This window comes from Devosia sp. J2-20 (assembly GCF_055808475.1).
In genome coordinates, this window is record NZ_CM147870.1 from 131,433 (window position 1) to 156,234 (window position 24,802).

Below are 24,802 nucleotides of genomic sequence, written 5' to 3' on the forward strand. Positions count from 1 at the left end.
TCGCCGCAATCTTGACCGCTTGTGCGGCCAAGTCAGTCGAATTGCTTAACTTTCGGTCCGCCGTGCCGCTTGCGCATGGGGAACGGATACTCCATTTTATCACTAGAGATTTAGCGGCAACGCTTTTTCAACGCACGCAGGAGACACGATGCACCACGACACCCCCCTGATCACTACGATCGTCGCGGGTCTGGTGCTGGCCTATATCTTCGGCATGATTGCGCATCGGCTCAAGATGCCACCATTGGTGGGCTATCTGTTCGCAGGCGTGCTTGCGGGTCCCTACACACCCGGATTTGTCGCCGATCAGGCGCTTGGCGCCGAGCTGGCCGAACTGGGTGTCATCCTGCTGATGTTTGGTGTTGGTCTGCATTTCTCGCTCAAGGATCTGATGAGCGTGCGCGCTCTGGCCATTCCGGGTGCTCTGGCACAAATCGCGCTGGCGACCCTGCTGGGGCTGGGTCTGGCGCTGATCCTGGGTTGGGGCGTGGGGGCCGGCATTCTGTTCGGTCTGGCGCTGTCGGTCGCTTCGACCGTGGTGTTGCTCAAGGCATTGCAGGATCGTCGCCTGATCGAGACCGAACGCGGTCGCATCGCGGTGGGCTGGCTGATCGTGGAAGATCTGGCCATGGTGCTGGCGCTGGTTCTGGTGCCCGCCATTGCCAGCCTGGGCGGCAATGACAGTGGCGTGCATGATCCATTCGTGTCCTTTGTCAGCCGCATGGCCGGGATTGAGCTGGGTATCTGGGGCGTGCTCAGCCTGACCCTGGTCAAGGTCGCGGCCTTTGTCGGCTTCATGCTCATTGTCGGACGCCGGATCATTCCATGGGCGCTGCACGGCACCGCACACACCGGCAGCCGCGAATTGTTCCGTCTGGCGGTGCTGGCCATTGCGCTGGGCGTGGCGCTGGGTTCGGCACTGCTGTTTGGCGTCTCGCTGGCGCTGGGTGCCTTCTTTGCCGGGATGATCCTGTCGGAAAGCGAATTGTCTCATCGTGCGGCGCAGGAAACCCTGCCGCTGCGCGACGCTTTTGCCGTGCTGTTCTTTGTGTCGGTCGGCATGCTGTTTGATCCCATGATTATCATCACCAACCCCCTGCCGGTGCTGGCCACGGTGTTCATCATCATTATCGGCAAGTCTGCTGCCGCCTTTGGCATTGTGCTGCTGTTCAAGCGGCCCATCGCCACCGCGCTGACCATTTCGGCGTCGCTGGCGCAGATCGGTGAGTTCTCGTTCATTCTGGCCAGCATGGGCGTGGCGCTCGCCATTCTGCCGCGCGAGGGACAGGATCTGATCCTGGCGGGTGCGCTGATTTCCATCGTGCTCAACCCGGTGGTGTTCTGGGCCATTGATCTGGCCAAGCCAAAGCTGGAAGCCAAGTCGGCACGCCGCAAGGCCGCGCGCGCCGAGCGCAATGGCGAGCGGATTGAACCTGATAGTGTCGAGCCCACCGAAGCGATTGCCAGTGAAGAGGTCGCCGAGGCCGATGTGCTCGAACTGGTCGAAGAAGATGTCATCGAGCCATCGCACAAGACCGGCCACACCGTCCTGGTGGGCTTTGGTCGCGTCGGCAAGGTGGTGGGCGAGAGCCTGCATAGCGCTGGCGCGCCGCTGGTGCTGATCGAAGACACCGACCATTTCGTGGCGGTGGCGCGCGACATGGGCATTGAAACCGTGCTGGGCAATGCCGCCAGCGAAGAGGTGCTCGAGCTGGCCAATCTGGCGGCGGCCGAATGCCTGCTGATCGCCATTCCCGACGGCTTCGAAGCCGGTACGGTGTGCGAAGTGGGGCGCAAGCTCAGCCCCTCGATCCGCATTATTGCGCGGGCGCATTCAGTTGAAGAAGAAGAGCATCTGCGCAGCCTGGGCGCGGATGTGGTGATCATGGGCGAGCACGAAATCGGCATGGGCATGCTGGCCTGGCTGCGCGGCGAGCGTGTCGCGCCGGTTGTGGCCGAGGCGGTGGTTGTCGAGCCCAAGCTGGCGCCGGTCGATAATCTGCTGGAGAAGGCGGCCACGACACCTGCCGCGGTAGCTTCTGCCATCGCCACCACCGATGAGAGCGAAACGCCTGAAACAGCAGAACCGACGACCGAGACTGAGCCTGAAGGCGAAATCCCCGTGCTCGAAGCTGTTGTTGTCGATGATGTCATCGAGCTGGCGCCCCCGGCCGAGCAAGCCGACACACCAGCGTCCCAGGACGATGCTGCCGAAGTCACAGTGGACGAGGTCAGCGCGGACGCGGCAGCGGAACTGGATGAGCAGAAGGCCGATGAGGTCAGCGAAGGCGGCCCGGCACCCGCAAGTGAGGATGCCGATACCGCTGAAGACGGGGTGGCGCCAGAGGTGCAGCCCGAGCCCAAGAGCTGACAGCTTGCGGGCGGGCAATGTTGGCTGGCGCTGTATTTTGGCGCAAGCTGGAGGGGTGCGCCGCGTCAGGGCGCAAGGAGTAGTTTGGTTAGATGATTTCGCAAAAGGCCAAATACGCGCTGCGGGCGCTGGTATCGCTGGCACGCGTGGATCGTGGTGAGACCATGATGATTGGCGAGATTTCCAAGGCGCAGTCGATCCCCAAGAAATTCCTCGAACAGATCCTGCTTGAACTCAAGCGGGCCGGGTTCGTCGCCAGTCGGCGGGGCCGCTCGGGGGGTATGAACTGATCAAGGCGCCCGAGGAGATCATGTTCGGCGAAGTGCTGCGCCTGATCGACGGGCCCATCGCGCCGCTGCCCTGCCTGTCCAAGATTGCCTACAAGAAATGCGCCGATTGCCAGGACGAGGGTGCCTGCGAAATCCGCCACGTCTTCGAGCGCGTGACACTGGCCACCCGCGCCGTGCTCGACAGCACCACACTGGCCGATTCCCTGCGGCTCGAGGATTTGCCGGTTTAGGTTCAGAAGGCACCGATTGTGTCGAGCATGGCGCGGCGCATCTCCGGATTACTCCAGAGCACGAAGCCGCCAATGATCAGGGCGGCCAGCACCGCCAGACCCACGACCTTCTTGAGCAGCGAGAATGCCAGCCAGACGATGAACAGCCCGGCCAGACCAAGGCCGATCAACGTCATATCATCTGTGGGCATTACCAATATCCTGAATAGTTTGGCTGTGGTGCGCTAGCCGAAGACGACGGTCTTCTTGCCATTGAGCATGACCCGGTTTTCCAGGTGCAGCTTGACGGCACGCGCCAGCACGCGGCTTTCGATATCGCGACCGGCGGCCACCAGATCCTCGGCACTCATGGCGTGGGTGACGCGAGCGGTTTCCTGCTCGATGATCGGGCCTTCATCGAGATCGGGGGTCACATAATGCGCGGTGGCGCCGATGATCTTGACGCCGCGCTCATGGGCCTGGTGATAGGGCTTGGCACCCTTGAAGCTGGGCAGGAACGAATGATGGATGTTGATGACCTGCCCGAACAGCCGGGTCGACAGATCATTGGAGAGCACCTGCATATAGCGCGCCAGCACCACCAGATCGGCCCCGGCCTTCTGGATGATCTCGAGCACCTGCGCCTCCTGGGCGGCCTTGGTGTCCTTGGTCACAGGCAGCAGGTGATAGGGGATGCCGGCGTCCTCGGCGATCTTGCGCGCATCGGGGTGGTTGGAAATGATCGCGGCGACGTCCGCATCGAGCCAGCCCACGCGAATCTGGTAGAGCAGATGGAGCAGGGTGTGGTCGAATTTGGAGACCAGAATGACGATACGCTTGCGCTGGCTTTCGCCCACCAGGCTGGTCTTCATGGAAAACCGTTCAATGGGCGCCTTGAGCGCGCGTTCAATGGCGTCGCGGCCCACGCCCTGGGGCGCGGTAAAGGCCAGGCGCATGAAAAAGCGGCCGGTTTCGCGATCCCAGAACTGGTTGGATTCAGCGATATTGGCGCTCAGCGCGGCCAGCTCGGTGGTAACCGCGGCGACGATGCCGGGGCGATCGGCGCAGGACAGGGTCAGGACAAAATTGGCCGCGGACATTGTGCAAACTCCAGAAATCTCGCCAGCGGTATCAATGGCTTGGGCGCTCGCGTCAAGGGTGCACGTCGGGGCAGGCGCGCCGATGCGAAAAAGGGCCGCCCTTGCGGACGGCCCTTTCCGAGCTTAACGGCCTCGAGTGCCGAGGAGATGGGTGCTAGTCGAGATCACTCCCGCTCGCTACCAAATATCCAAGACCTGCTTCGAGAACCACAACCTCAAAAGACACTGGATCACCTCCTATTCGTTCGTTGAACATGAGGGGATGGTGCGCCGATTTTTCGCGTCTGTCTAGAGCGGCGACTTTTTGGGCCGACTGCGCAATTGCACCAGTGTTGCCGCGAACACGCCCAGCGCCACCAGACCGATAATGATGGTGGCCAGCGCGTTGACGTCGGGCGACACGCCCAGCTTGACCTTGGAGAAGATCACCATGGGCAGGGTGGAAGAGCCGGGGCCCGATACGAAGCTGGCGATCACCAGATCATCAAGCGAGAGTGTAAAGGCCAGCAGCCAGCCCGAAATCAGCGCCGGGGCGATGATGGGCAGGGTGATGTCAAAGAATACCCGGACCGGGGTGGCGCCCAGATCCATAGCAGCTTCTTCCAGGCTGAGATCGAGATCGGAGAGGCGCGACTGCACCACGACGACCACATAGGCCATGCAGAATACCGAATGGGCGATGATGATGGTCATCAGGCCGCGCCCGGCAGGCCAGCCAATGGCACTTTCCATGGCCACAAAAAGCAACAGTAGCGCCAGGCCGGTGATCACGTCGGGCATCACCAGCGGTGCCGAGACGGTGGCCGCCAGGGCGGTGCGCCCGCGGAAACGGCGGAAGCGGACCAGCGCAACGGCACACAGCGTGCCCAGCACCAGCGCAATGGTGGCAGCGGTGAAGGCCACCTGAATGGAGAGCCAGGCGGCGTCGATCAGCTGCGGATCGGCGAAGACCTCGGCGTACCATTTGGTCGAAAAGCCCGACCACACGGTCACCAACCGGTTCTCGTTGAACGAGAAGATCACCAGCGACATGATCGGCGCGTACAGGAAGGCAAAGCCCAATACGGTAGCGGTGAGGAGCAGGCCGTTGCGGCGCATCAATTGGCCCTTTCCTTGTCCAGCGTGCTGTCCTGTGCCCGCTGCAACAGCATGATCGGGATCACGACAACTACCAGCATGGCGATCGCCACGGCAGCCGCGCGCGGCCAGTTGGAATTGGCGAAGAACTCGTCCCACAGGACGCGCCCGATCATCAGCGTGCCGGGCCCGCCGAGCAGGGAAGGAATGACGAATTCGCCGATGGCGGGAATGAAGACCAGCATGGAGCCGGCAATTATGCCGGGTATGGAGAGCGGCAGGGTGATCGAGAGGAAGGTGCGCCAGGGCCTGGCGCCCAGATCGGCGGATGCCTCGAGCAGGGCGCCGTCCAGCTTCACCAGATTGGTGTAGAGCGGCAGGATCATGAAAGGCAGATAGGTATAGACGATGCCGACATAGACGGCGAAATCGGTCTGCATCATCACCAACGGCTCGATGCCAAACAGGCCCAGAAACTGGTTGATGACACCATTGCCGCGCATGAAGCCGCTGAGCGCATAGACCCGCAGCAGGAACGAGGTCCAGAATGGCAGGATAACCAGCATGAGCAGGATATTGCGCCACTGATCGGGGGCGCGCGCCACCGTATAGGCCATCGGATAGCCAATGAGCAGGGCGATGATGGTGGAGATCAGCGCGATCTTGATCGAGCTGAGATAGGCCGCGACATAGAGTGCGTCAGTGAACAAATAGAGATAGTTGTTCAGATGCAGCGTCAGCTGCAGCGTGCCGTCTTCATTGGTCAGCAGCGGCGAATAGGGTGGGCGCCCGAACTGCTTGACGGTCAGCGAAATGCCAAACACCACCGCCAGCGGCACCAGAAAGAACAGGGTCAGCCAGATGGCGGGGGCAAAAATCACAAGCGCCCGGCCGGACAGGCCCATGGCCGCCAGCGTGCGTTCAACACCGGACCAGACACGGCGCTTGGGCAGCGGTGTATCGCCCTCAAAGCTGCTCATACCGTCAGCACCGAACCGGAACTGTCGCCCCAGGTCACATAGACCTGCTCATCCCAGGAGATGGCGTCGGGGTTGGATCGGGTAGTGTTGGTCTGGGTCACGCGCAGGCGTTTGCCGCTCTGCAGCACCACGCGATAGACGCTGACATCGCCGAGATAGCCAATATCCTCGACCACGCCCTGGGTGATATTGGCGCCATGGGCGTTGTCGGGTTTTTCGCGGCTGAGCATCAGCTTTTCGGGGCGAATGGCCCAACTCAGGCGCTGGTCGGGGGCGCATTCCACGCCGTGGCCGACATAGATATCGCAGCCCAGCTCTTGGGAGCGGATGCGGATATAGGCGTCCTCATCCTCGGTAACCACGCCGTCAACGAGATTGACCGAGCCGATAAAGCCGGCCACGAATTTGGAGTTGGGGAATTCGTAGATGTCGGTGGGCTCACCGATCATGGCGATTTCGCCCTGGTTCATCACCCCGATGCGGGTGGCCAGGCTCATCGCCTCTTCCTGATCATGGGTCACCACGATGAAGGTGACGCCCAGTGTCTCCTGGATCTTGACCAGTTCGAACTGGGTTTCCTCGCGCAGCTTCTTGTCGAGCGCGCCAAGGGGTTCATCGAGCAGCAGCAGTTTGGGGCGCTTGGCCAGCGAACGGGCCAGCGCCACGCGCTGGCGCTGGCCGCCGGACAGCTGGTGCGGTTTGCGCCGACCATAATCGGCCAGCTTGACCAGGCTGAGCAGTTCAGCGACGCGGTCATTGATTTCGGCGCGGGGCAGGCCATCGCGCTTGAGGCCATAGGCAATATTCTGCTCGACATTCATATGCGGGAACAGCGCATAGGACTGGAACATCATGTTGACGGGGCGGTTATAGGGCGGGACATGAGACATGTCCTGACCGTCGATTTCGATGGTGCCGGCGCTGGGTTCTTCAAAGCCGGCCAGCATGCGCAGCAGGGTCGATTTGCCCGAGCCCGATCCGCCCAGCAGGCAGAACAGTTCGCCCTTGTAGATATCGAGCGAGACGTCGGACACGGCGAACACGTCGCCAAACCGCTTGGTGACATTGGCGATGCGGACGAAGGGTTTGGCATCGCTTTTGCGCCAGGGGCGGGTATCAGCGGCGATTTCGGGCTTTTTGGCCATGTCAGTCCTGGTGGTGGAAGCGGGGCGAAGTTGTGGCTTCGCCCCGTTTGCAGTGAGCGCTTACAGACCGGTCTTGATGCGGGTCCAGGAGCGGGTCATCAACTCGCTGAATTCAGGCGAGGTGGCCTTGCGTGGGTAGAGCTTGGCGGCGACATCGGCAGGTGGGTAGATCGCCGGATCGTTCTTGATCTCGTCATCAATGAACTCGACAGCGGCCGCATTGCCCGAGGCATAGAACACGTAGTTGGTGTTGGCTGCGGCCACTTCGGCTTTCATCATGTAGTCGATGAACTTGTGGGCGTTGTCGGGGTGTGGTGCGTCACCGGGAATGGCGAACAGGTCGAACCACTGCAGCGCGCCTTCCTTGGGAATGAAGTAGGCCACTTCAACGCCCTGGGCAGCTTCGGCAGCGGCATCGCGGGCGATGAACACGTCGCCGGAATAGCCCACGGCCAGGCAGATTTCGCCATTGCCCAGATCGTCAATGTACTGCGAGGAGTGGAAGTAGCGGACATAGGGGCGCACGCCCTGCACCAGCTCTTCGGCCTTGGCCAGATCGTCAGCACTTTCCGAATTGGGGTCGATGCCCAGATAGTTCAGTGCCGCGGCAAAGATCTCATTGGGTGCGTCGAGCATGGCAATGCCGCAATCGGCCAGCTTGGCGGCCAGCTCGGGCTTGAACACGATATCCCAGGTGTCGATGGGCTGATCTGCACCCAGCGCTTCGGTAACCTTGCCGACATTGTAGCCAATGCCGGTGGTGCCCCACATATAGTCGATGGAGTGGGCATTGTCGGGGTCATGGGCGGCGGTGCGCTCCATCACGCCGGGGTCCATATTGCCCAGATTGGTCAGCTTGGACTTGTCGAGTTCCTGATATAGGCCCGCCTGCACCTGGCGCTCCAGGAAGAAGCCGGAGGGGACCACGATGTCATAGCCCGAATTGCCGGCCAGCAGCTTGGCTTCGACGACTTCATTGTTGTCGTAGACGTCGTAATTGACCTTGATGCCGGTCTCCGCCTCGAAATTGGCGATGGTGTCTTCGGCGATATAGTCGGACCAGTTGTAAACGTTGAGGACGGCTTCTTCCTGGGCCAGCGCGGGGCTGGCGACCATGAGGGCGCCGAGGGCAAGTGCGAGCGACTTGTTCATCTGGACGGGAGCTCCTGTTGGGGTCGTTTTGGTCTTTTGGTTTTGGGTGTGCGGCACAGGCGTGCGGCTGGCATTGGTCCACCCCACCGGGGCAGACAGGCTCGAAAAGCCAGGGCTTATCTTTCAAGGCCCGGCTGATGGGGCGCAAAATCACTCTGCGGTGCAGAAAAGGAGCGCTCGGAAGCGCTGGACAACTCGACTGAACGGGGCCCGGTGGGGGGCGCATATCGATCTGCGGCGATGGCAAGATCAACGATCAAGGTGTTCAGCGAAGTGCCCTTTCTCGGTTCGAGGTATGCCAAAGCGTAAATTGAAATGCCCCGGTGGACAAGGGATTTACCGCCATGGTCTGGTAGGGGTTGACGCTTTGCCGCATCAGGGCGCAAAACCCGCGCCGACAAAGGCCCGCGGGCCTGCATGACCATAGTAGTGAAAAGCAATTATATGACCGCCAAGGCCTATCTCTCGATCACCCCTGAAGTTGCACAGGCATTGGCCGACGGTCAGCCCGTGGTGGCGCTGGAATCCACCATCATCACCCATGGCATGCCTTATCCGCAAAATCTGGAGATGGCCAAAAATGTCGAGGCGGTGATCCGCCAGAACGGCGCCATCCCGGCTACCATTGCCATCATGGATTCCAAGTTCTGTGTCGGGGTGTCGGGCGATGATCTGGAGCGGCTGGCGCTTGAAGGCGGCAAGGCTGCCAAGGCAAGCCGGCGCGATGTCAGCGCGCTGCTGGTCAAGGGCGCCATTGCCGGCACCACTGTTGCCACCACCATGCAGATTGCCGCGCTGGCGGGCATCAAGGTGTTTGCCACGGGCGGTATTGGCGGCGTGCATCGCGGTGCCGAAGAAACCTTCGATATTTCGGCCGATTTGCAGGAGCTCAGCCGCACGCCAGTGGCGGTGGTCTGTGCCGGTGCCAAGTCGATCCTGGATATCGCCAAGACGCTTGAAGTGCTTGAGAGCAATGGCGTGCCGGTGCTGGGTTATGGCACCGATGAATTCCCCGCCTTCTGGGCGCGTCAGAGCGGCCACAAGGTCGATCACCGGTTTGACGATGCCGCCGATATTGCCAAGGTGATTGCCCATCAGGTGGCGCTGGGCATGGGCGGCGTGCTGGTCGCCAATCCGATCCCCGAAGCCGATGCGCTTGAGCCCGCTGCCATTGAGGCGCGGATTGCCGAAGCCATTGCGGGCGCTGAAGCCGAAGGCGTGTCGCGCAAGGATCTGACGCCATTCCTGCTCAAGCGCATCTTTGAATTGACCGATGGCAAGTCGCTGGTCGCCAATATTGCGCTGGTGGAAAACAACGCCAAGGTTGCTGCCAGGATTGCGGTGGCCCTGGCAGCAGACGCGGCATGAGCGGCAAAATCCTGGTCGTCGGGGATGTGATGACCGATGTCATCGTGGTCCCCGAAGGCCCTATGGTCAAAGGCAGTGACCGGCGCGCCACCGTGCGCAGCCGGCCCGGTGGGTCGGGCGCCAATCAGGCGGTCTGGCTGGGTGCCATGGCGGCCGATGTGGTGTTTGCCGCGCGGGTCGGGCAGTCCGACCGGGCCATGTATGAGAACTATTTCCGCGGGCTCAGCGTGGTGCCGGTACTGGCCGGTGACGCCGAGCAACCTTCGGGCGTGCTGGTGACCATTGTCGATACCGATGGCGAGCGCAGCTTCCTGACCGACCGGGGCGCCAATCTCAATCTGAGCGCCGATGATCTGCCCGACAGCCTGCTCGACGAGGTCAGCATGATCATGGTGTCGGGCTACAGCTTTTTTGCGCCCGGCCCGCGTGCGGCGGTGCAGTCGCTGTTTGCCGCCGCCAAGGATCGCGGCATTGCCATCGCGATTGATCCCGCTTCGGTGGGGTTTCTGGCAGAGGTTGGTGCTGATCAGTTTCTGGACTGGACGAGCGGGGCTGACTGGCTGTTTGCCAATGCCGATGAGGCAGCCCTGCTGACCGGGCTGGATGATTATCAGGCCCAGATGGTGGCGCTGGGCGCCCACTATGGGAATGTCGTGATCAAGCGTGGACGGGATGGTGCGGCGCTGGGCGGGCAGGCCGGTCTGCGCGTCGAACTGCCCGCGCCCAGCGTCACCGTGGTGGATTCCACCGGGGCGGGCGATGCGTTTGCGGCGGGCTTTCTGGCGGCGCTGCTCGATGGCGAAGATGAAGCCTCGGCAATGGCCGAAGGCATCGCTTCGGGGGCCAAGGCCGTGCAGACCATTGGCGGCCAGCCGGGCTAGCCAAATCCCTGGGCCACCGCTACATCTGCGGCCAATCGAGGGAGACAGATATGAGCGGCAAGAAAGTGCGTTGGGGCATTCTGTCCACGGCCAATATCGGCATGGCCAAGGTCACGCCCGGCATCCAGAAATCGGCGCATTCCGAGGTGGTGGCGATTGCCTCACGCGATCCCGGCAAGGCGCGGGCGGCGGCCGACAGGCTGGGCATTGCCAGGGCCTATGGCTCGTATGAGGAGCTGTTCGCCGATCCCGAGATCGATGCGATCTACAATTGCCTGCCCAATCATCTGCATGTGCCCATGACGGTGGCGGCGGCCAAGGCGGGCAAGCATGTGCTGTGCGAAAAGCCCATCGCGCTGAACGCGGCCGATGCCGAAGCCCTGCGCGAGTGTCCGGCCGACCGGATTGTGCTCGAAGCCTTCATGGTGCGGTTCCATCCGCAGTGGGAGCGCGCCCGCGCGATCATTGCCTCAGGCGAGCTGGGTGAGATCCGCTCGATCAATGCGGTGTTCACCTATTTCAACGCCGACCCCAATAATGTGCGCAACAAGGCCGATATTGGCGGTGGCGGCATCATGGATATTGGCTGCTATCCGATCACCGCGGCGCGCTATCTGTTCGAGGCCGAGCCGACGCGCGTGGTGTCGCTGATCGAGCGCGATGCCAATTTCGGTACCGACCGGCTGGCCAGCGTGATGGCCGATTTCGGCGGCGGGCGGCAGCTCAATTTCACCTGCTCGACCCAGACCGTGCCGCATCAGCGGGTGCAGGTGTTCGGGTCCAAGGGCAAGCTCGAGATCATCATCCCGTTCAATGCGCCCGCCGATATGCCCACCGCGATCACCATCGACAGCGCAGCGGCGCTTGATGGCTCGCTGGCGCGGCGCGAAATCCTGCCGGCGGTCGATCAATATACCGCGCAGGCCGAAGCTTTTGCGCTGGCCGTGCTGGGCGAAAAGCCGCTGGCCTGGGGCATCGAGGATGCGATTGCCAGCATGAAGGTGATCGACGCGATCTTTGCCAGCGAAAAGAGCGGCGGCTGGGCGAACGTCTAGGCGATCTCGGGAGCAATCAGCCGTTCGCACAGCATCATGATGCCGGCGCGGACGGCGGCTTCGTCGATCAGCTTTTGCGCCACGCCATAGCAGGCAGCCTGGACCACACGGCTCAGTTCGGTGGGTTCGGCCACCCCGGCCGCGCGCAGGGCATCGACGATCTGCGCATTGGTATTGGTGTCGAGCGCGCGCAGGCGGTCCGAGATGCGGCCATGGCTGCTGAACAGTTCCTGGGCGAAGGGCGAGCTCTCAACGATGGCGGCGATGACGCCATATTTGCCGGCCATGGCGGCGCCGATGCGCCGGGGCAGCGGGCCCGGCCCGGCCATGCCGGCGTCAAAGGCTTCGGTCAGCGCCCCCGTCAGTTCATCGAGAATGCCGGCGAACACGGCTTCCTTGTCGGGATACTGGGCGTAGAGCGTGGCCTTGGCGATGCCGGCCTGGCGGGCAATGGCTTCCATGGTGGTGCCGCGCAGGCCATCGCGCAGCATCAGAAAACGCGCTGCATCAAGGGTGCGACGGCGTTTTTCGGTAGCTCTGGCATCGGCGGCGGCACTCAAAATAAAGGCGCTCCACTTGAACGAACTGAACGAATAACATATCTATCGTTCAATTGATAACGGAGACTGACATGTCTGATCGCGTTTTGCTCACCGGGGTTTCCGGCTTTCTGGGCGGCCATGTCGCTCTCCAATTGCTCAATGCTGGCTACACCGTTCGCGGCAGTGTGCGCAAGCTGGCCAAGGCCGACAAGGTCCGCGCCACGCTGGCCAGAGCGGGTGCCGATATCTCCCGGCTGGAATTCGTGGCGCTAGACCTGCTCAGCGATGATGGCTGGGCCGAGGCGATGGCCGATGTGCGCTATGTGCAGCATACCGCCTCGCCCTTCGTGCTCAATACACCCAGCGATCCGCAGGAACTGATCCGCCCCGCCGTGGAGGGCACGCGTCGCGCCATTGCTGCGGCCCTGGCTGCCAAGGTCGAGCGCATTGTGCTGACCTCCTCGATTGCCGCGATCCAGTATGGCCAGAGCGATACCAGCCGCGCCTTTACCGAGGCCGACTGGAGCAATGTCGAGAGCCCCCATATCGGCGCCTATGCCCAGTCCAAGACGCTGGCCGAGCGCGCCGCCTGGGAGATGATGGACGCCGCCGGTCGGCATGATGATCTGGCGGTGATCAATCCGGCGGGGATTTTCGGGCCGCTGCTCGATGAGGATCCCGGCACGTCTTCAATGCTGGTGCAGCGCCTGCTCGATGGCAAGCTGCCCGCCGTGCCCAAGCTGGCCATGTCGATGGTGGATGTGCGCGATGTGGCGGCCCTGCAGGTTGATGCCATGACCAACCCGGCGGCGGGCGGGCAGCGCTGCATCGCCTCGGAGGGCACTTATATGATGGCCGAAGTGGGCAAGATGCTGGTTCCAGCCTTTCCCGATCGCCGCGTTCCCACGGCCGAGCTGCCCAATTGGGTGGTGCGCATCGTGGCGCTGTTTGATCGCGATGTGCGCGACAACATGCATGAAATGGGTACGGTCAAACGCGTCGACGGCAAACGCGGCAGCGAACGCCTCGGCCGCCCCCTGATCGGCACCGACGTGTCCAGCATCGCGACCGGCAAGAGCCTGATTGAGCACGGGCTGGTCTAGGATCAACGCACCGCCATGAAGCGGGATGGCATTGGGGTCACTATCCCCGCCATCCCCTTGCTGGGTCAGATCGTGCGGCTCTATCATCGCCATTGTGTGGGGCTGTAGCTCAGTTGGGAGAGCGCGTCGTTCGCAATGACGAGGTCAGCGGTTCGATCCCGCTCAGCTCCACCATGCTTCGGGCATACTATGCGCGGTAGCTTTCCAGCATCATTGGGTTTGCTCGCTGGCAGTCGCGCGCGGCAATAATAGACTGGCCTCATGGCATTCACTGTGCGGCGGATGCACGTGGCTATTCAGGAGTACTCTTGGATCTGCTCGTTCGCGCGGCTCCTCTACTAAACGGATATTGCAACGCCGGAGCAACTCATGCTCATGTCCCAATAAAGGAGGTGTTACATGGATAGCCGCGAACTTGCACTACGGGCTTTTGAACGACAGGACACTTTTTTTTGATAATCTAAATGAAGCTACGGTTCAGAGCGGTACTCTGGCCATTCGATCTACATTCTTGCTCAATGGTGGCGCCTGTTTGGCTCTGTTGGCCTTCGCGGCCAACACGCTGACGGCTGATGCTCTCGGCGAAGGCCAAGCACGATTAGTGGTGCAAATTCTTGGGTCCCTTAGTGTCTTTGCGTGGGGGCATTCCTTTCCGTGGTTGCGACAGGGCTGGGCTATCTCGCCAACAGAATTGCAGTAGAGGCCCACTATCGAAAAACTCGACACTGGGAGGCTCCGTTTATGCGCCAGTCTGTCGCTTCGTCTCGACTTTTCAAAGCAACAAATATTCTTCAGATAGTAACTATCTTAACAACCGTAGCTGCGCTGATCCTGTTCTTGTCCGGACTGCTGATCGTTGCTCGCAATATCCCCGTGGTTTAGTCTGGACAGCCCCCTACCCCCGCGCCTTCATCTGCCGATCCAACCCCTCTGAAATCACCGCCTTCATTGCCACGCGCGCTTCTTCGGGGTCGCCGGCCTGAATGGCTTGGGCGATGCGGGTATGGGCCTTGACGGTAGAGGCCATGGCCGTGGGGTCCTTGATGGGCGAGCTGATGGTGAAGGCGGCGGTCAGCGCCAGTTCGACCAGCGTGCTGATCGAGGCCATGAAGGGGTTGGCCGAGGCCTGGGCGACGGTGCGGTGGAATTCGAGGTCCGTGCGGGCAAAGTCTTCGGGCGTGGTGGTTTCGCCCATGGCCCGGGCGCAGTCGATCAGTGCCTGAGCCTGCTCGTCGGTGCGGCGCAGCGCGGCCAGCGCAGCCGATTCCAGCTCCACCCCGATGCGGATTTCGGCCAGGCTGCGCAAAAAGGCTTCGTCCGGCCCGGTCTCGAAATGCCAGGCCAGCACATCGGAATCGAACAGGTTCCAACGGGCGCGCGGCAGCACGCGGGTGCCGATGCGGGCGCGGGCCTCAATCATGCCCTTGGCGGCCAGCGTCTTGAGCGCTTCGCGCAGCACGGTGCGCGAGACGGAAAAGCGCTGCAGCAATTCGGCATCGGATGGCAGAATGCTGCCCTCGGGAAAATCGCCGCCGACAATGGCCACGCCAAGCTGCCAGAGCACTTGGGAATGCAGATTGCGCATGGGCACGCGGCCGGCGATCGAGGCAATCAAATCACCCGATGTGCGTGGTCGCGCGGTGCGCATGGTCATGCCGGTATCCTCAGCCCGATGGGGCGGTTGACCTAAGCATGGTGCCATTAGTGTTACAATATGAATTGCCGCCTGCCCGCGGCTCGATGCATGCAAGCGCTGGACAGCGTCGCGCTGCTTGGCCAAGGGTAGCGGCAAAAAGAGTCACCCCCATGACCGACCATGTCACACCCGATCAGATCGACGCCGTTCTGGCCCATGTCGATGCCGGGCTCAATGCCAGCCTTGAGCGGCTCTATGCGCTGCTGCGCATCAAGTCGATCTCGACCGATCCCGCCTTCAAGGCCGAGTGCCAGCAGGCTGCCGACTGGATTGTCGGCGAGCTCAAGACCATTGGTTTTGATGCGGCCGCGCACGCCACCGAGGGGCATTCGGTGGTCTGGGCCAAGGGCCCCGAGCAGGATGGTGCCCATGTACTGTTTTACGCCCATTACGATGTGCAGCCGGTCGACCCGCTCCATCTGTGGGACAGCGATCCGTTCGAGCCGGTGCTGAAAACCGATGCGCAGGGCCGCAAGATCATCGTGGCGCGCGGCGCCTCCGATGACAAAGGCCAGATGATGACCTTTATCGAAGCCTGCCGCGCCTGGCAGGCGGTGACAGGCACGCTGCCGGTCAGGATTTCGCTGATGCTCGAAGGCGAGGAAGAAAGCGGCGGCAAGAACCTGCCGCCCTTCATGGAAGCCCATAAGGATGCGCTGAGCGCCGCCGATATCGCTTTGGTCTGCGACACCGATATGTGGGACCGCCAGACCCCCTCGATCACCACCATGCTGCGCGGCATGGTTGGCGAAGAGATCGAGATCACCTGCGCCAACAAGGATCTGCATTCGGGCATGTTCGGCAATGCCGCACGCAATCCCAACCAGTTGCTGGCCGAGATCATCGCCAGCCTGCGCGCCCCCGATGGCAGCGTGACGCTGGAAGGGTTTTACGACGACGTCGCCGAGGTCAGCCCCGAGATCAAGGCGCAATGGGCGTCGCTGGGTTTTGACGAGGCCGCCTATATGGGCGAAGCGGGGCTGTCGATCCCGGCTGGCGAAGCGAACCGCAGCGTGCTCGAAATGCTGTGGGCGCGTCCGACCTGCGAAATCAACGGCATGATCGGCGGCTATACCGGCGATGGTTTCAAGACGGTCATTCCGGCCAAGGCCAGCGCCAAGATTTCGTTCCGGCTGGTGTCGGGCATGGACCCCGACAAGATCCGCGCCGCCTTCCGCAGCCACGTACAGGCGATGGTCCCGGCCGACTGTTCGGTCAGGTTCACCAGCCATGGCGGCGCGCCCGCCATCACCGTGCCCAGCGATGGCACGCATTTGCAGCAGGCGCTGAACGGGCTCAGCAGTGAATGGGGCAAGCCTGCGGTGATCACCGGCTCGGGTGGCTCAATCCCGGTGGCCGGGGATTTCAAGCGCATTCTGGGGCTCGATACGCTGCTGATCGGCTTTGCCCAGATCGACGATGCGATCCACAGCCCCAATGAGAAATACGATCTGGCCAGCTATCACCGCGGCATCCGCTCCTGGGTCCGCGTGCTGGCCGCACTGGCGGGGTAGGCTGTCTGCTCGTCTCGTCTCAAGCGAGGGCGGCGTGACATGTCCACGGCCACCAAAACCACCTCCCCCGTAATGGGGGAGGTCGGCAGGGGTGAAACCCTGGTCTGGGCGCAATGGCTCAGGCGAACATCAGTGCCAGCATGGCGATGACGGCCGGGACAGTCTGGATGAACAGGATTTTCCGGCCCACCGTGACGGCGCCAAAAATGCCGGCAATGGCCACGCAGGCCAGAAAGAACATCTGGATCTGCCAGGCAAAGCCGGGCAGCGGATAGACCAGTCCCCAGATCAGCCCGACAGCCAGAAAGCCGTTATAGAGCCCCTGATTGGCCGCCAGGGTCTTGGTCTGGGCGGCAAAGTCCGGCTTGAGGTTGAACGCCTTGGCGGCGCGCGGCGTGGTCCACAAAAACATCTCGAGCACGAGAATGTAGATGTGCAGCAGCGCAATCAGGGCGACGAGAAGCGTGGCGATCAAGCTCATGGGACAGGCCTTTTATGGGGCGTGACGCCGATCGAGCCGAGCGGCGTCCAGAGGGGATTGGCCTCCCTCATCTCACGCCAGCACGGCTCAGAGCAAGCGCGTGAGCCTAATGGTCTTCCTGCGCGTCGGCAGTACCCAGCAGCCAGTAGCCCGCGGCCTTGACATATTCAGGGTCAAAGCCACGGTCGTCGGTCAGGTGCGCACGGACCGCCTTGCTCATGGAGGCCTCGCCCGCGACATAGGCATAGGCGACCCCATCGGGGAAGCTGGTGGCCTTGATGCGGTCCAGGATCAGGCTGGTGCTGCCCGCCGGGGCGCCATTGCGATAGACATAGCTCAGGCTGACATCGGCAGCGCCGGGGAAGGGCTGGTGTTCGTCCGGATTGTCCACCTCGATCACCGCGATCACCCTGGCGTCCTGGGGCAGCTCGGCAATGCGACGGGCCAGCGCGGGGATGGCGGTTTCATCGCCCGCCAGCAGATACCAGTCAAACGCGGTCGGCACGATCAGCGAACCGCGCGGGCCACCGATCACCAGCTTGTCGCCCAGACTGACCTGCGCGGCCCAGCTCGAGGCAGGGCCATCGCCATGCAGCACGAAATCAATATCGAGCGTGCCGGCATCGACATCATATTGGCGGGGGGTATAGTCGCGCATTTCGGGGCGCTCGCCCTCGGCGAATTCGGCACCGCGCGGGCCGATCGGCACGATCTTGGGTTCAACGCCCTCGGGAAAGAAGAACGCCTTGATGTGGTCGGCATGGCCGGGCGCGGCAAAGCCGGTCATGTCACCCTTGAAACTGATGCGGCGCATTGTGGGGGTGATGTCGGTCACGCCGGTCACTTCGAGCAGGCGCATACGGGTTTCGTGGCGAACGCGCTGGGGTGCGCGCGGATCAGAGGTCACATCCATGGCTTGTATCCTGATTAATTTAGTCAGGATTTAGCGGTGGCGGAACGGAAAATCAAGGCATGTGCCGCTCGATGCGCACAGTGTGTGCACCAGTTCGGCCCTGATGCTACATCAATCCGAGCATGGCATCCTGCGCCCGACGCAGCGCAAACAGCCGCGTGGAGGTGTCCGGCTGGCTGTTGAACTGGGTCAGCAATTCGCCCTTTTTGACCGCCGCAGTGACCTTGCCACCCTCGAGCAAACCGACCGGAACGGCCCTGGCAGCGCGGCTGTCGGTGATGGTCATGGTGTAGCTGCGATAGCAGGTTTCCCCAATGGCATCAAAGGTTTCGCCTGCCTTGAGGTCGCGCTTGGCGACCGCGCAGACCTCGGCAACCGGGCTGGGCAGCGGCACCATGTCGGGCTTGCCATGCAGCATGATGCGGGCGCAGGTCAGCGGCACTTCCAGGCTGGTCAGATGATAGGGCCGGAAGAAGGCATAGTATGGCCCGTGCCCGATATGGAGATCATCCATCCGCTCGATGATCCGCGGGTGCTCCGCCTTGACGATCACGAACACGCCCGGCGCGACGCCCTTGCCAACGGTAAAATCGACCACGCCGCTCTTGTTGAGAATTCCGCCATCTGCCTTTGGAATCAACACCTTGGCCATGTCGTCGCGGTCTGTTCTGGGGCCGTGCATGCCCGGTACGTCGGGCACCAGCCCGGTGGCATTGGCGATGGCGGCCATCTCGACCATGGTCTTGGAGCCATCGACAAACTCGACCAGCATGCGCGGGTTCATGTTCCGGCGCGTCGCCTCGGCGCGATAGTCATCGGGTACCGCATCATGCTTGAGCGGGTTGTTCTTGCCCTTGCCGGCGGCGACGATGGGCAGACCCAAAGCGCTAACAAATTCAATCAGTTCCATGCAGGAGCTGGGTTCATCACCCGCGCCGACCGAATAGACAACACCAAGCCGATCGGCCTGTGCCTTGAGATAGGGGCCGATGGTGACATCGGCTTCGACATTCATCATCACCAGATGCTTGCCGTGTTCCATGGCCAGCAAATCGTAATCGGCAGCCACGCCGGGCTTGCCAGTGGCGTCGATGACAACATCAATGTTGGGCGTGGTGACCAGAGTTTCGGCTGAGGTGATGGCGATCTTGCCCGCTTCGATGGCGGCAGTGGCCTGGCTGGGCGAGTCCGCCACGCGGCCTTTTGAATCCTCGCCATAGGCAATGGTCATGGCATCCAGCGCGGTGTGCGGGCGGCGGGTGGCAATGGCCGCCATCTCGATGCCCTGCATCAGCGACATCTGGGTGACCAGGTCGGTCCCCATTTCGCCGGACCCGATAACCCCCACGCAGAATCGGCTTGCCGGAGTCGGCGCGCTGGGCAAGTTCGCGCGCCAGGCCAGTGAGGGCGATTGGATTGGTCATGGTGGGTCCGTTCTCGTCTCGTGCCCCTGCGTTACCCCTCAGCCGAGGATCAAGGCAAGTGAAACAGCAGGTTGAGAAGTCAGCGCGCCAGAGGAGAATGAAATCTCCCGCAGCGGAACTTTATTGTCAAAATGACCATATTGCGCGGGTTGAGCGCACCCCGGCTGGGCAATTTTAGCACTTCTTAAACCGTTCGAGTGGAAACTGAGGCTTGGAGAAACCTCCCGGGGCACACGTAAGACATGAGCACTAAGGCCGATAACACCATCGCATTGCCAGCGGTCATCGACCTTGATTCGCTTGACGGCATCAGGGACGGGCTCCTTGACGCCATCGAAACGGGCCCGGTGACGATCGCAGCGAGCGCGGTTGAGCGTGTCAGCACAAACGCGCTGTTCATGCTGATCAGCGCGGCTGAGACGGCCCGGAGAAACCATTTCGAGTTCGCTATTGAACAGCCGAGCGCGGCCATGACCTGCGCAATTGAGCGTCTGGGCCTTGGCGCTCAGTTTTCGGAAATGATGAGAGGATGACGACTTTGCGGGTTCTAACCGTGGACGATTCGAGGACTATCCTCGCCATGCTGCACCATACCTTGAGCAATGCGGGATTTGAGGTCCTGCAGGCTGAAGATGGCCAGCAGGGTCTTGATGTACTCAAGACTGAAACCGTTGATGTGGTGATCACCGACATCAACATGCCGGTGATGGATGGCATCGAGTTCATCAAGAATGTCCGGGCAACCGGTAATCACCAGAGCTTGCCGATCCTGATCCTGACGACGGAAACGTCGCAGGACAAGCGTGATCAGGGCAAGGCAGCCGGAGGGACCGGCTGGATCGTCAAACCATTCGATCCTGAAAAGCTGATCTCCGTCATTCACCGCGTGGTGCACTAACAGCAAGCCCAGAACGGTTGGACTTTCCCGCATGAGCGATCTCGACGACTTCAAAGCCACCTATTTCGACGAATGCTCCGAGCTCCTCAACGAGCTGGAAGAGCAATTTGCTGCGATCGAGGCGGGCGAACGCGATGCGGACCGGCTCAATGCGGTGTTCCGTGCCATCCACTCGATCAAGGGCGGTGCCGGGGCATTCGGCTTCTCGGCGCTGGTGGGCTTTGCCCATGCCTATGAAACCCTGCTCGATTATGTGCGCGATGGCCGGGTTGAGTTGACCGATGATGTGGTGGTGCTGTGCATCCGCGCCAATGACATCATCGCTGACCATGTCAATGCGGCTCAGACCGGGGAAGCCCTGGCGGCTGACTACGGCATGGAAGAAAAGAACCGTTTTGATGCCCTGGCGCGTGGCGACAAGGGCGAAGATGAAGATCTCGGCGGCGAGATGGTCGAGGAATTCGACCTCGATTTTACCCCCGTGATGGTCAATCTTGGTGGCGATGACGCCGCTGAAGACTCGGCGGACGAAACGGCCATGGCGCTCGATAGCGACCTGACCAGTGCGCTCGACGAGACGCCGATTGCAGCCGAACCAGCTGCTGGCGTTGCAGACGAAGTGGCGCCCGATGACGCCTTTGATGCGTCGCCGATGCAGATTGAATCGGGCCATTGGGAAATCAAGTTCACCCCGCATCGCGCGCTTTATGCACGGGCCAATGATCCGCTGCTGCTGTTCCGCGAACTGGCTGTGCTGGGCGAATTTCACGTGCGCGCCGTTCTTGGCGACGTGCCACCGCTTTCCGATTTCGAACCGTTTGCCGTTTATTGCAGCTGGGAAATCACGCTGGTTTCATCGACGCTGAACGAAGCCATGATCCGCGAGGTCTTCGAGTTCGTCGAGGGCGATTGCGATATCTCGGTGGCGCAGCTTGGTGCCAGCGTCATGCTGGATGTCGAAGATGAAGAGGCCAGTTCGCCAGCCGCGGAAGCGCCGGCATCAGCGGCCGAACCGGCCAATGATGCTGATGATCTGCTTGCGCTTGCCGATGACGAAGTCGCCGGCCTGCTTGATTTCGATCAGGAGGAAACGCCAGAGCCTACACTGGCCGCGACCGCTCAGGACAGTTTTGAGGAGCCACCGGCTCTCAGCTTTGCCGAACTGGCGGCCTCGATTGCGCCGACACCGGTCGCCAAGGCGCCGCCGCCACCAAAGCCCGTTGCACCTGCTGCCCCGGCCTCGGCCGAAGGCGAGGAAAGCAGCGGCCGCAGCGTTGGCGTGCAGTCAATCCGCGTTGATCTGGACAAGGTTGACCGTGTGGTCAACATGGTCGGTGAACTGGTGATCACCCAGTCCATGCTGACCCAGCAGATGGATGAGAATTTGCGCGTGCGCTACACCGAACTGGTGCGCGGGCTCGAAGTGCTGGCCCAGACCACGCGTGGTCTGCAGGACTCGGTCATGGCGATCCGCGCGCAGCCGGTCAAATCGGTGTTCTCGCGCATGCCGCGCCTGGTGCGTGAGCTGGCCACCAAGACCGAAAAGAAGATCAAGCTCGAGACGATCGGTGAGAACACCGAAATCGACAAGACGGTGATCGAGCAACTAAGCGATCCGCTGACCCATATGATCCGCAACTCGGCCGACCACGGCATTGAGAGCCCGGAAAAGCGCGCGGCCAACGGCAAGAGCGAGATCGGCACCATCCGTTTGTCGGCAGAGCAGGCTGGCGGCAATATTCTGATCATCGTCGAGGACGATGGTGGTGGGATTAATCGTGAGCGCGTCCTGCAGGTCGCACGCGACAAGGGCATTGTGGCGCCGGATTCCAATCCATCCGAGGAGCAGATCGACCAGTTGATCTTTGCCCCGGGCTTCTCCACTGCCAGCGAAGTCAGCGATCTGTCCGGCCGTGGCGTCGGCATGGACGTGGTGCTGAGCAATATCAAGAAGATCGGTGGTTCGGTGCATGTGCGCAGCTGGACTGGCAAGGGTACGCGGATGACACTGCGCCTGCCGCTGACGCTGGCTGTGCTCGATGTCATGCTGGTGCGGGTGGGTGGCAGCCCCTATGTGGTGCCGCTGTCCTCGATCGTGGAAACCATTCAGTGCTCGCGTGCCAGCTTTGAGCGCGTGCCCAGCGGTGGTCAGGTGCTGCAGGTTCGGGGCGAATACGTTCAGGTCATCGATCTGGTCGAGCGCTTCGAGCTGGTATCCGATACACCCGAAGAGAACCGCTTTGTGGTCCTGTGCGAAGCTGAAGGCAGCCACAAGGTTGCTTTGGTGGTCGATGACATCATTGGTCAGCAGCAGGTCGTTATCAAATCTCTGGAAGAGAACTTCCAGAGCGTGGAAGGCGTCGCCGGCGGCACAATCCTGGGTGACGGCAATGTTGCACTGATTGTTGACGTTCAGGGCCTAAAGTCCACGATAGTGCATAAGAATGCAGCCTAAGGGCTGATTGTAAAAGTGTAGGTCGTCCAGAACAGGCGACAGAAAGGCTAGAGACTATGGAAGCGCTTGGTATGCGCGACGAAATCGGCGACAAGGCCGCCGTCGCCGCTCACAATTCCCTGCAGTTGATCGCTTTCTCGATCGGCGAACAGACTTATGGGGTGGAAATCACCACAGTGCGCGAAATCCGCGCCTGGAATGGCGCTACGCCGCTCCCCAACACCCGTGAGTTCGTTCGTGGTGTGATCAATCTGCGCGGCACCATCGTACCGATCTTTGACCTGCGCGCCCGCTTCGGCGACGGCCCGACATCGCCCACCAAGAACCACGTTGTGGTGGTGATGAGTGTTGGCGACAAATGGGTTGGCATTCTGGTCGACGCCGTCAGTGACATCCTGACCGTGTCGCGCGATGACATCCACAATGTCCCCGAAGGTAATTCGGTTGATACCGAACTGCTCAACGGCATTGTCACCCATGACAGCCGCATGGTGGGTCTGATCGATCTGCACGCAGTGGTCAGCGGCGCCAAGCTGGACGGCTAGTCCGCCCGATATTCGTTATTGTGTTGAAGGGCGCCGCGAGCGCCCTTTTTCGCGTCTGGCCAATGCGGACCCAAAACGCGTTTACCGCGACGCGGCAGCGGCCGGGTGCGGTGGATCAGTCTGGGAATGTTGAGAAGGTGGGCCCTGGTACGTATCGCGGCGGCAAATCAAAAACCAGATCAGCCATTCCGGATAGGCGGTGGGCGGTGCCAGCGCGGCTGGCAGACAGATCAGAACAGCTCGGCGTCGCCGTGGTTCTGGTGTGCCGCGATGCCCGAAAGCGAGGGGACGCGAAGTTCGTCAAGCGTCAGGGTTGACCAGATTTCGTTATAGACACTCTCGGGGGCCGATGCTGGCAGCAGCGCAAATTGCCGCGTCGCCAGCGCCATGTTGTGGCACCTTTGCTCGATGCGATCCTGACCCTGCAATGCTGTAATGATGACCGCAACGGCATCGCGCACCGAGGGGTCCTTGTTGAGTTTGCCATCAGCAAGAATCTCGAGAGCCTCGGTGATGCCTTCCAGCATCGAAGCCGATTGGCGCGCGGTCTCGTCGAGTTCTTTGGCGAGTTTATGCAGTGACATACAATCTTTCCCTAGCCCTGAGGTCGCAGACTAACGCGGGATTCCTAAAGCAGTTCTTGCAAAGGACCGTTCTTATTTCATCCTTGGTCTTTGTGGTTAGCGATTGGCTAACGAGTTTACCGCTACGATCCGAACAATAAGGACCACTGGGGTACGAGCGCGATAGATGGCACTGGCGAATTCATTACCGCCCGAATTTGATCGCGGCGTGGTCACGACCGTCCATCAGGGCGACTGTCATGTTTCCAACGCAACGGACCTGACGTTCTCCACGGTGTTGGGTTCGTGCATCTCTGCCTGCGTGCGCGATGTTGTCGCCAATGTGGGTGGGATGAACCACTTCCTGCTCGCCGAACAGTCCGGAGCCGCCAAGGATCGCTACGGCGCATCGGCGCGCTATGGTGCGTTCGCCATGGAGCAATTGATCAACAAGGTGCTCAGCCAGGGCAGCGGCCGCAAGGGAAACCTGGAAATCAAGGTGTTTGGGGGCGGCAAAATCAATGCGGCGCTCGACGATGTCGGGCTCAAGAATATCGAGTTCGTGCATGAGTTTCTGGCAGCAGAAGGTTATACGGCGGCCAGCAAGGATCTGGGCGGCACCTACGCGCGTCGCGTATTGTTCAAGCCACATTCGGGTCGCGCCTTCGTCAAACGCCTGGATAGCGATTCCGGTGCCAATGTGGCGCGCGAGGAAATCGCACTGGCCAAGCGTCGTGTGGTCATTCCGGCACCGGTGGACGATATCGAATTGTTCTGATTGTCGCGCTGGTTGCCCTCCGAGGCAGACCGCGCGCCCTTCGTTTTTCAAGTTATGGCACTAAACGGGTCAGCGGCAATTGTCGCTGGCCCGTTGTTGTGTCCGGTACGTGCTGTATCAGAATGAGCCAAGTGTTCAGCTTCTGACAATCTGCGTTAGCAAAGCCTTTCAAGCAGGTGCCGGCCGATAGATTTGGTTAACCATTGCGCGCGTATGGTTGTTCATGTTGCCACGCGCCCTGCCAACCCCTGTTTCAGGCATG

21 protein-coding genes, 1 tRNA gene and 3 pseudogenes are annotated in these 24,802 nt (G+C 61.5%); 13 read left to right on the forward strand and 12 right to left on the reverse strand.

Going from position 1 to position 24,802, the window contains the following annotated elements; all coding sequences use genetic code 11:
• Positions 1-148 precede the first annotated feature (148 nt).
• Both AC0L37_RS00660 and AC0L37_RS00665 read left to right on the forward strand, forming a co-directional pair.
• A pseudogene (locus tag AC0L37_RS00660) lies at positions 149-1,990 on the forward strand (cation:proton antiporter domain-containing protein); the annotation flags it as partial.
• A 473-nt stretch (positions 1,991-2,463) separates the two neighbouring features.
• A pseudogene (locus AC0L37_RS00665) lies at positions 2,464-2,891 on the forward strand (RrF2 family transcriptional regulator).
• Between the two features lie 2 nt (positions 2,892-2,893).
• Here AC0L37_RS00665 and AC0L37_RS00670 read toward each other — a convergent pair.
• The 6 genes from AC0L37_RS00670 to AC0L37_RS00695 form a co-directional block, all read right to left on the reverse strand.
• Positions 2,894-3,082, reverse strand: a complete 189-nt coding sequence (locus AC0L37_RS00670; protein WP_282222267.1) for a hypothetical protein — start codon at positions 3,080-3,082, stop codon at positions 2,894-2,896.
• Between the two features lie 33 nt (positions 3,083-3,115).
• A complete protein-coding gene (purU, locus tag AC0L37_RS00675; protein WP_212659805.1) occupies positions 3,116-3,970 on the reverse strand; it encodes a formyltetrahydrofolate deformylase in 855 nt (284 codons plus the stop codon).
• Between the two features lie 288 nt (positions 3,971-4,258).
• Positions 4,259-5,068 carry an ABC transporter permease subunit gene (locus tag AC0L37_RS00680; RefSeq protein ID WP_212659804.1) on the reverse strand — a complete coding sequence of 270 codons (810 nt, stop codon included), beginning with the start codon at positions 5,066-5,068 and terminating at the stop codon, positions 4,259-4,261.
• Positions 5,068-6,027: an ABC transporter permease subunit gene (locus AC0L37_RS00685; RefSeq protein ID WP_212659803.1), complete on the reverse strand. Its 960-nt coding sequence runs from the start codon at positions 6,025-6,027 to the stop codon at positions 5,068-5,070. The genes AC0L37_RS00680 and AC0L37_RS00685 overlap by 1 nt, the downstream gene beginning before the upstream one ends.
• Complete coding sequence (locus tag AC0L37_RS00690) at positions 6,024-7,172, reverse strand: ABC transporter ATP-binding protein (RefSeq protein WP_282222266.1); 1,149 nt, start codon at positions 7,170-7,172, stop codon at positions 6,024-6,026. Before AC0L37_RS00690 ends, AC0L37_RS00685 begins: the two co-directional genes overlap by 4 nt.
• 60 nt (positions 7,173-7,232) lie before the next feature.
• Positions 7,233-8,324, reverse strand: a complete 1,092-nt coding sequence (locus AC0L37_RS00695; protein WP_212659801.1) for a polyamine ABC transporter substrate-binding protein — start codon at positions 8,322-8,324, stop codon at positions 7,233-7,235.
• A gap of 444 nt (positions 8,325-8,768) precedes the next feature.
• On the opposite strand from AC0L37_RS00695, the gene AC0L37_RS00700 reads away from it, so the two are divergent.
• Genes AC0L37_RS00700 through AC0L37_RS00710 form a run of 3 tightly spaced genes read left to right on the forward strand, consistent with a single transcriptional unit; the run spans position 8,769 to position 11,628 of the window.
• On the forward strand, positions 8,769-9,692 hold the full coding sequence (locus AC0L37_RS00700) for a pseudouridine-5'-phosphate glycosidase (protein ID WP_212660075.1): 924 nt from the start codon (positions 8,769-8,771) through the stop codon (positions 9,690-9,692).
• The gene (locus tag AC0L37_RS00705; protein WP_282222265.1) at positions 9,689-10,573 is read left to right on the forward strand and encodes a carbohydrate kinase family protein; all 885 of its coding nucleotides are present in this window, start codon (positions 9,689-9,691) and stop codon (positions 10,571-10,573) included. The genes AC0L37_RS00700 and AC0L37_RS00705 overlap by 4 nt, the downstream gene beginning before the upstream one ends.
• 50 nt (positions 10,574-10,623) lie before the next feature.
• Positions 10,624-11,628 (forward strand): Gfo/Idh/MocA family protein, encoded by a 1,005-nt coding sequence (locus AC0L37_RS00710; protein WP_282222264.1) that lies wholly within the window; start codon positions 10,624-10,626, stop codon positions 11,626-11,628.
• Here the strand turns inward: AC0L37_RS00710 and AC0L37_RS00715 are convergent.
• On the reverse strand, positions 11,625-12,188 hold the full coding sequence (locus tag AC0L37_RS00715) for a TetR/AcrR family transcriptional regulator (protein ID WP_282222263.1): 564 nt from the start codon (positions 12,186-12,188) through the stop codon (positions 11,625-11,627). The genes AC0L37_RS00710 and AC0L37_RS00715 overlap by 4 nt on opposite strands.
• Positions 12,189-12,259: 71 nt before the next feature.
• On the opposite strand from AC0L37_RS00715, the gene AC0L37_RS00720 reads away from it, so the two are divergent.
• Positions 12,260-13,273 (forward strand): SDR family oxidoreductase, encoded by a 1,014-nt coding sequence (locus AC0L37_RS00720; RefSeq protein WP_282222262.1) that lies wholly within the window; start codon positions 12,260-12,262, stop codon positions 13,271-13,273.
• 98 nt (positions 13,274-13,371) lie between these two features.
• A tRNA-Ala gene (locus tag AC0L37_RS00725) sits at positions 13,372-13,447 on the forward strand.
• A 721-nt stretch (positions 13,448-14,168) separates the two neighbouring features.
• Here the strand turns inward: AC0L37_RS00725 and AC0L37_RS00730 are convergent.
• Positions 14,169-14,927: a FadR/GntR family transcriptional regulator gene (locus AC0L37_RS00730; RefSeq protein WP_282222261.1), complete on the reverse strand. Its 759-nt coding sequence runs from the start codon at positions 14,925-14,927 to the stop codon at positions 14,169-14,171.
• Positions 14,928-15,079: 152 nt separating this feature from the next.
• On the opposite strand from AC0L37_RS00730, the gene AC0L37_RS00735 reads away from it, so the two are divergent.
• Positions 15,080-16,483 (forward strand): M20/M25/M40 family metallo-hydrolase, encoded by a 1,404-nt coding sequence (locus tag AC0L37_RS00735; protein WP_282222260.1) that lies wholly within the window; start codon positions 15,080-15,082, stop codon positions 16,481-16,483.
• Positions 16,484-16,601: 118 nt separating this feature from the next.
• Here AC0L37_RS00735 and AC0L37_RS00740 read toward each other — a convergent pair whose 3' ends face one another.
• From AC0L37_RS00740 to AC0L37_RS00750, 3 genes and pseudogenes are all read right to left on the reverse strand, one after another.
• Complete coding sequence (locus tag AC0L37_RS00740) at positions 16,602-16,958, reverse strand: DUF1304 domain-containing protein (RefSeq protein WP_282222954.1); 357 nt, start codon at positions 16,956-16,958, stop codon at positions 16,602-16,604.
• A 112-nt stretch (positions 16,959-17,070) separates the two neighbouring features.
• Positions 17,071-17,877 (reverse strand): siderophore-interacting protein, encoded by an 807-nt coding sequence (locus AC0L37_RS00745; RefSeq protein WP_269371588.1) that lies wholly within the window; start codon positions 17,875-17,877, stop codon positions 17,071-17,073.
• A gap of 106 nt (positions 17,878-17,983) precedes the next feature.
• Positions 17,984-19,301 (reverse strand): annotated as a pseudogene (locus tag AC0L37_RS00750) (NAD(P)H-dependent oxidoreductase).
• Positions 19,302-19,543: 242 nt separating this feature from the next.
• Here AC0L37_RS00750 and AC0L37_RS00755 point away from each other — a divergent pair.
• The 4 genes from AC0L37_RS00755 to AC0L37_RS00770 all read left to right on the forward strand — a co-directional run bounded on the left by AC0L37_RS00755 (position 19,544) and on the right by AC0L37_RS00770 (position 23,199).
• The gene (locus AC0L37_RS00755) at positions 19,544-19,834 is read left to right on the forward strand and encodes an STAS domain-containing protein (protein ID WP_282222259.1); all 291 of its coding nucleotides are present in this window, start codon (positions 19,544-19,546) and stop codon (positions 19,832-19,834) included.
• Positions 19,831-20,199 (forward strand): response regulator, encoded by a 369-nt coding sequence (locus AC0L37_RS00760; protein ID WP_212659790.1) that lies wholly within the window; start codon positions 19,831-19,833, stop codon positions 20,197-20,199. The genes AC0L37_RS00755 and AC0L37_RS00760 overlap by 4 nt, the downstream gene beginning before the upstream one ends.
• A 31-nt stretch (positions 20,200-20,230) precedes the next feature.
• Positions 20,231-22,654: a chemotaxis protein CheA gene (locus AC0L37_RS00765; RefSeq protein ID WP_282222258.1), complete on the forward strand. Its 2,424-nt coding sequence runs from the start codon at positions 20,231-20,233 to the stop codon at positions 22,652-22,654.
• Between the two features lie 71 nt (positions 22,655-22,725).
• Positions 22,726-23,199 carry a chemotaxis protein CheW gene (locus AC0L37_RS00770; protein ID WP_269371583.1) on the forward strand — a complete coding sequence of 158 codons (474 nt, stop codon included), beginning with the start codon at positions 22,726-22,728 and terminating at the stop codon, positions 23,197-23,199.
• A 230-nt stretch (positions 23,200-23,429) separates the two neighbouring features.
• On the opposite strand, the gene AC0L37_RS00775 is transcribed toward AC0L37_RS00770, so the two are convergent.
• Positions 23,430-23,783, reverse strand: a complete 354-nt coding sequence (locus AC0L37_RS00775; protein WP_212659787.1) for a hypothetical protein — start codon at positions 23,781-23,783, stop codon at positions 23,430-23,432.
• A gap of 166 nt (positions 23,784-23,949) precedes the next feature.
• On the opposite strand from AC0L37_RS00775, the gene AC0L37_RS00780 reads away from it, so the two are divergent.
• A complete protein-coding gene (locus AC0L37_RS00780) occupies positions 23,950-24,540 on the forward strand; it encodes a chemotaxis protein CheD (protein ID WP_212659786.1) in 591 nt (196 codons plus the stop codon).
• Positions 24,541-24,802 lie beyond the last annotated feature (262 nt).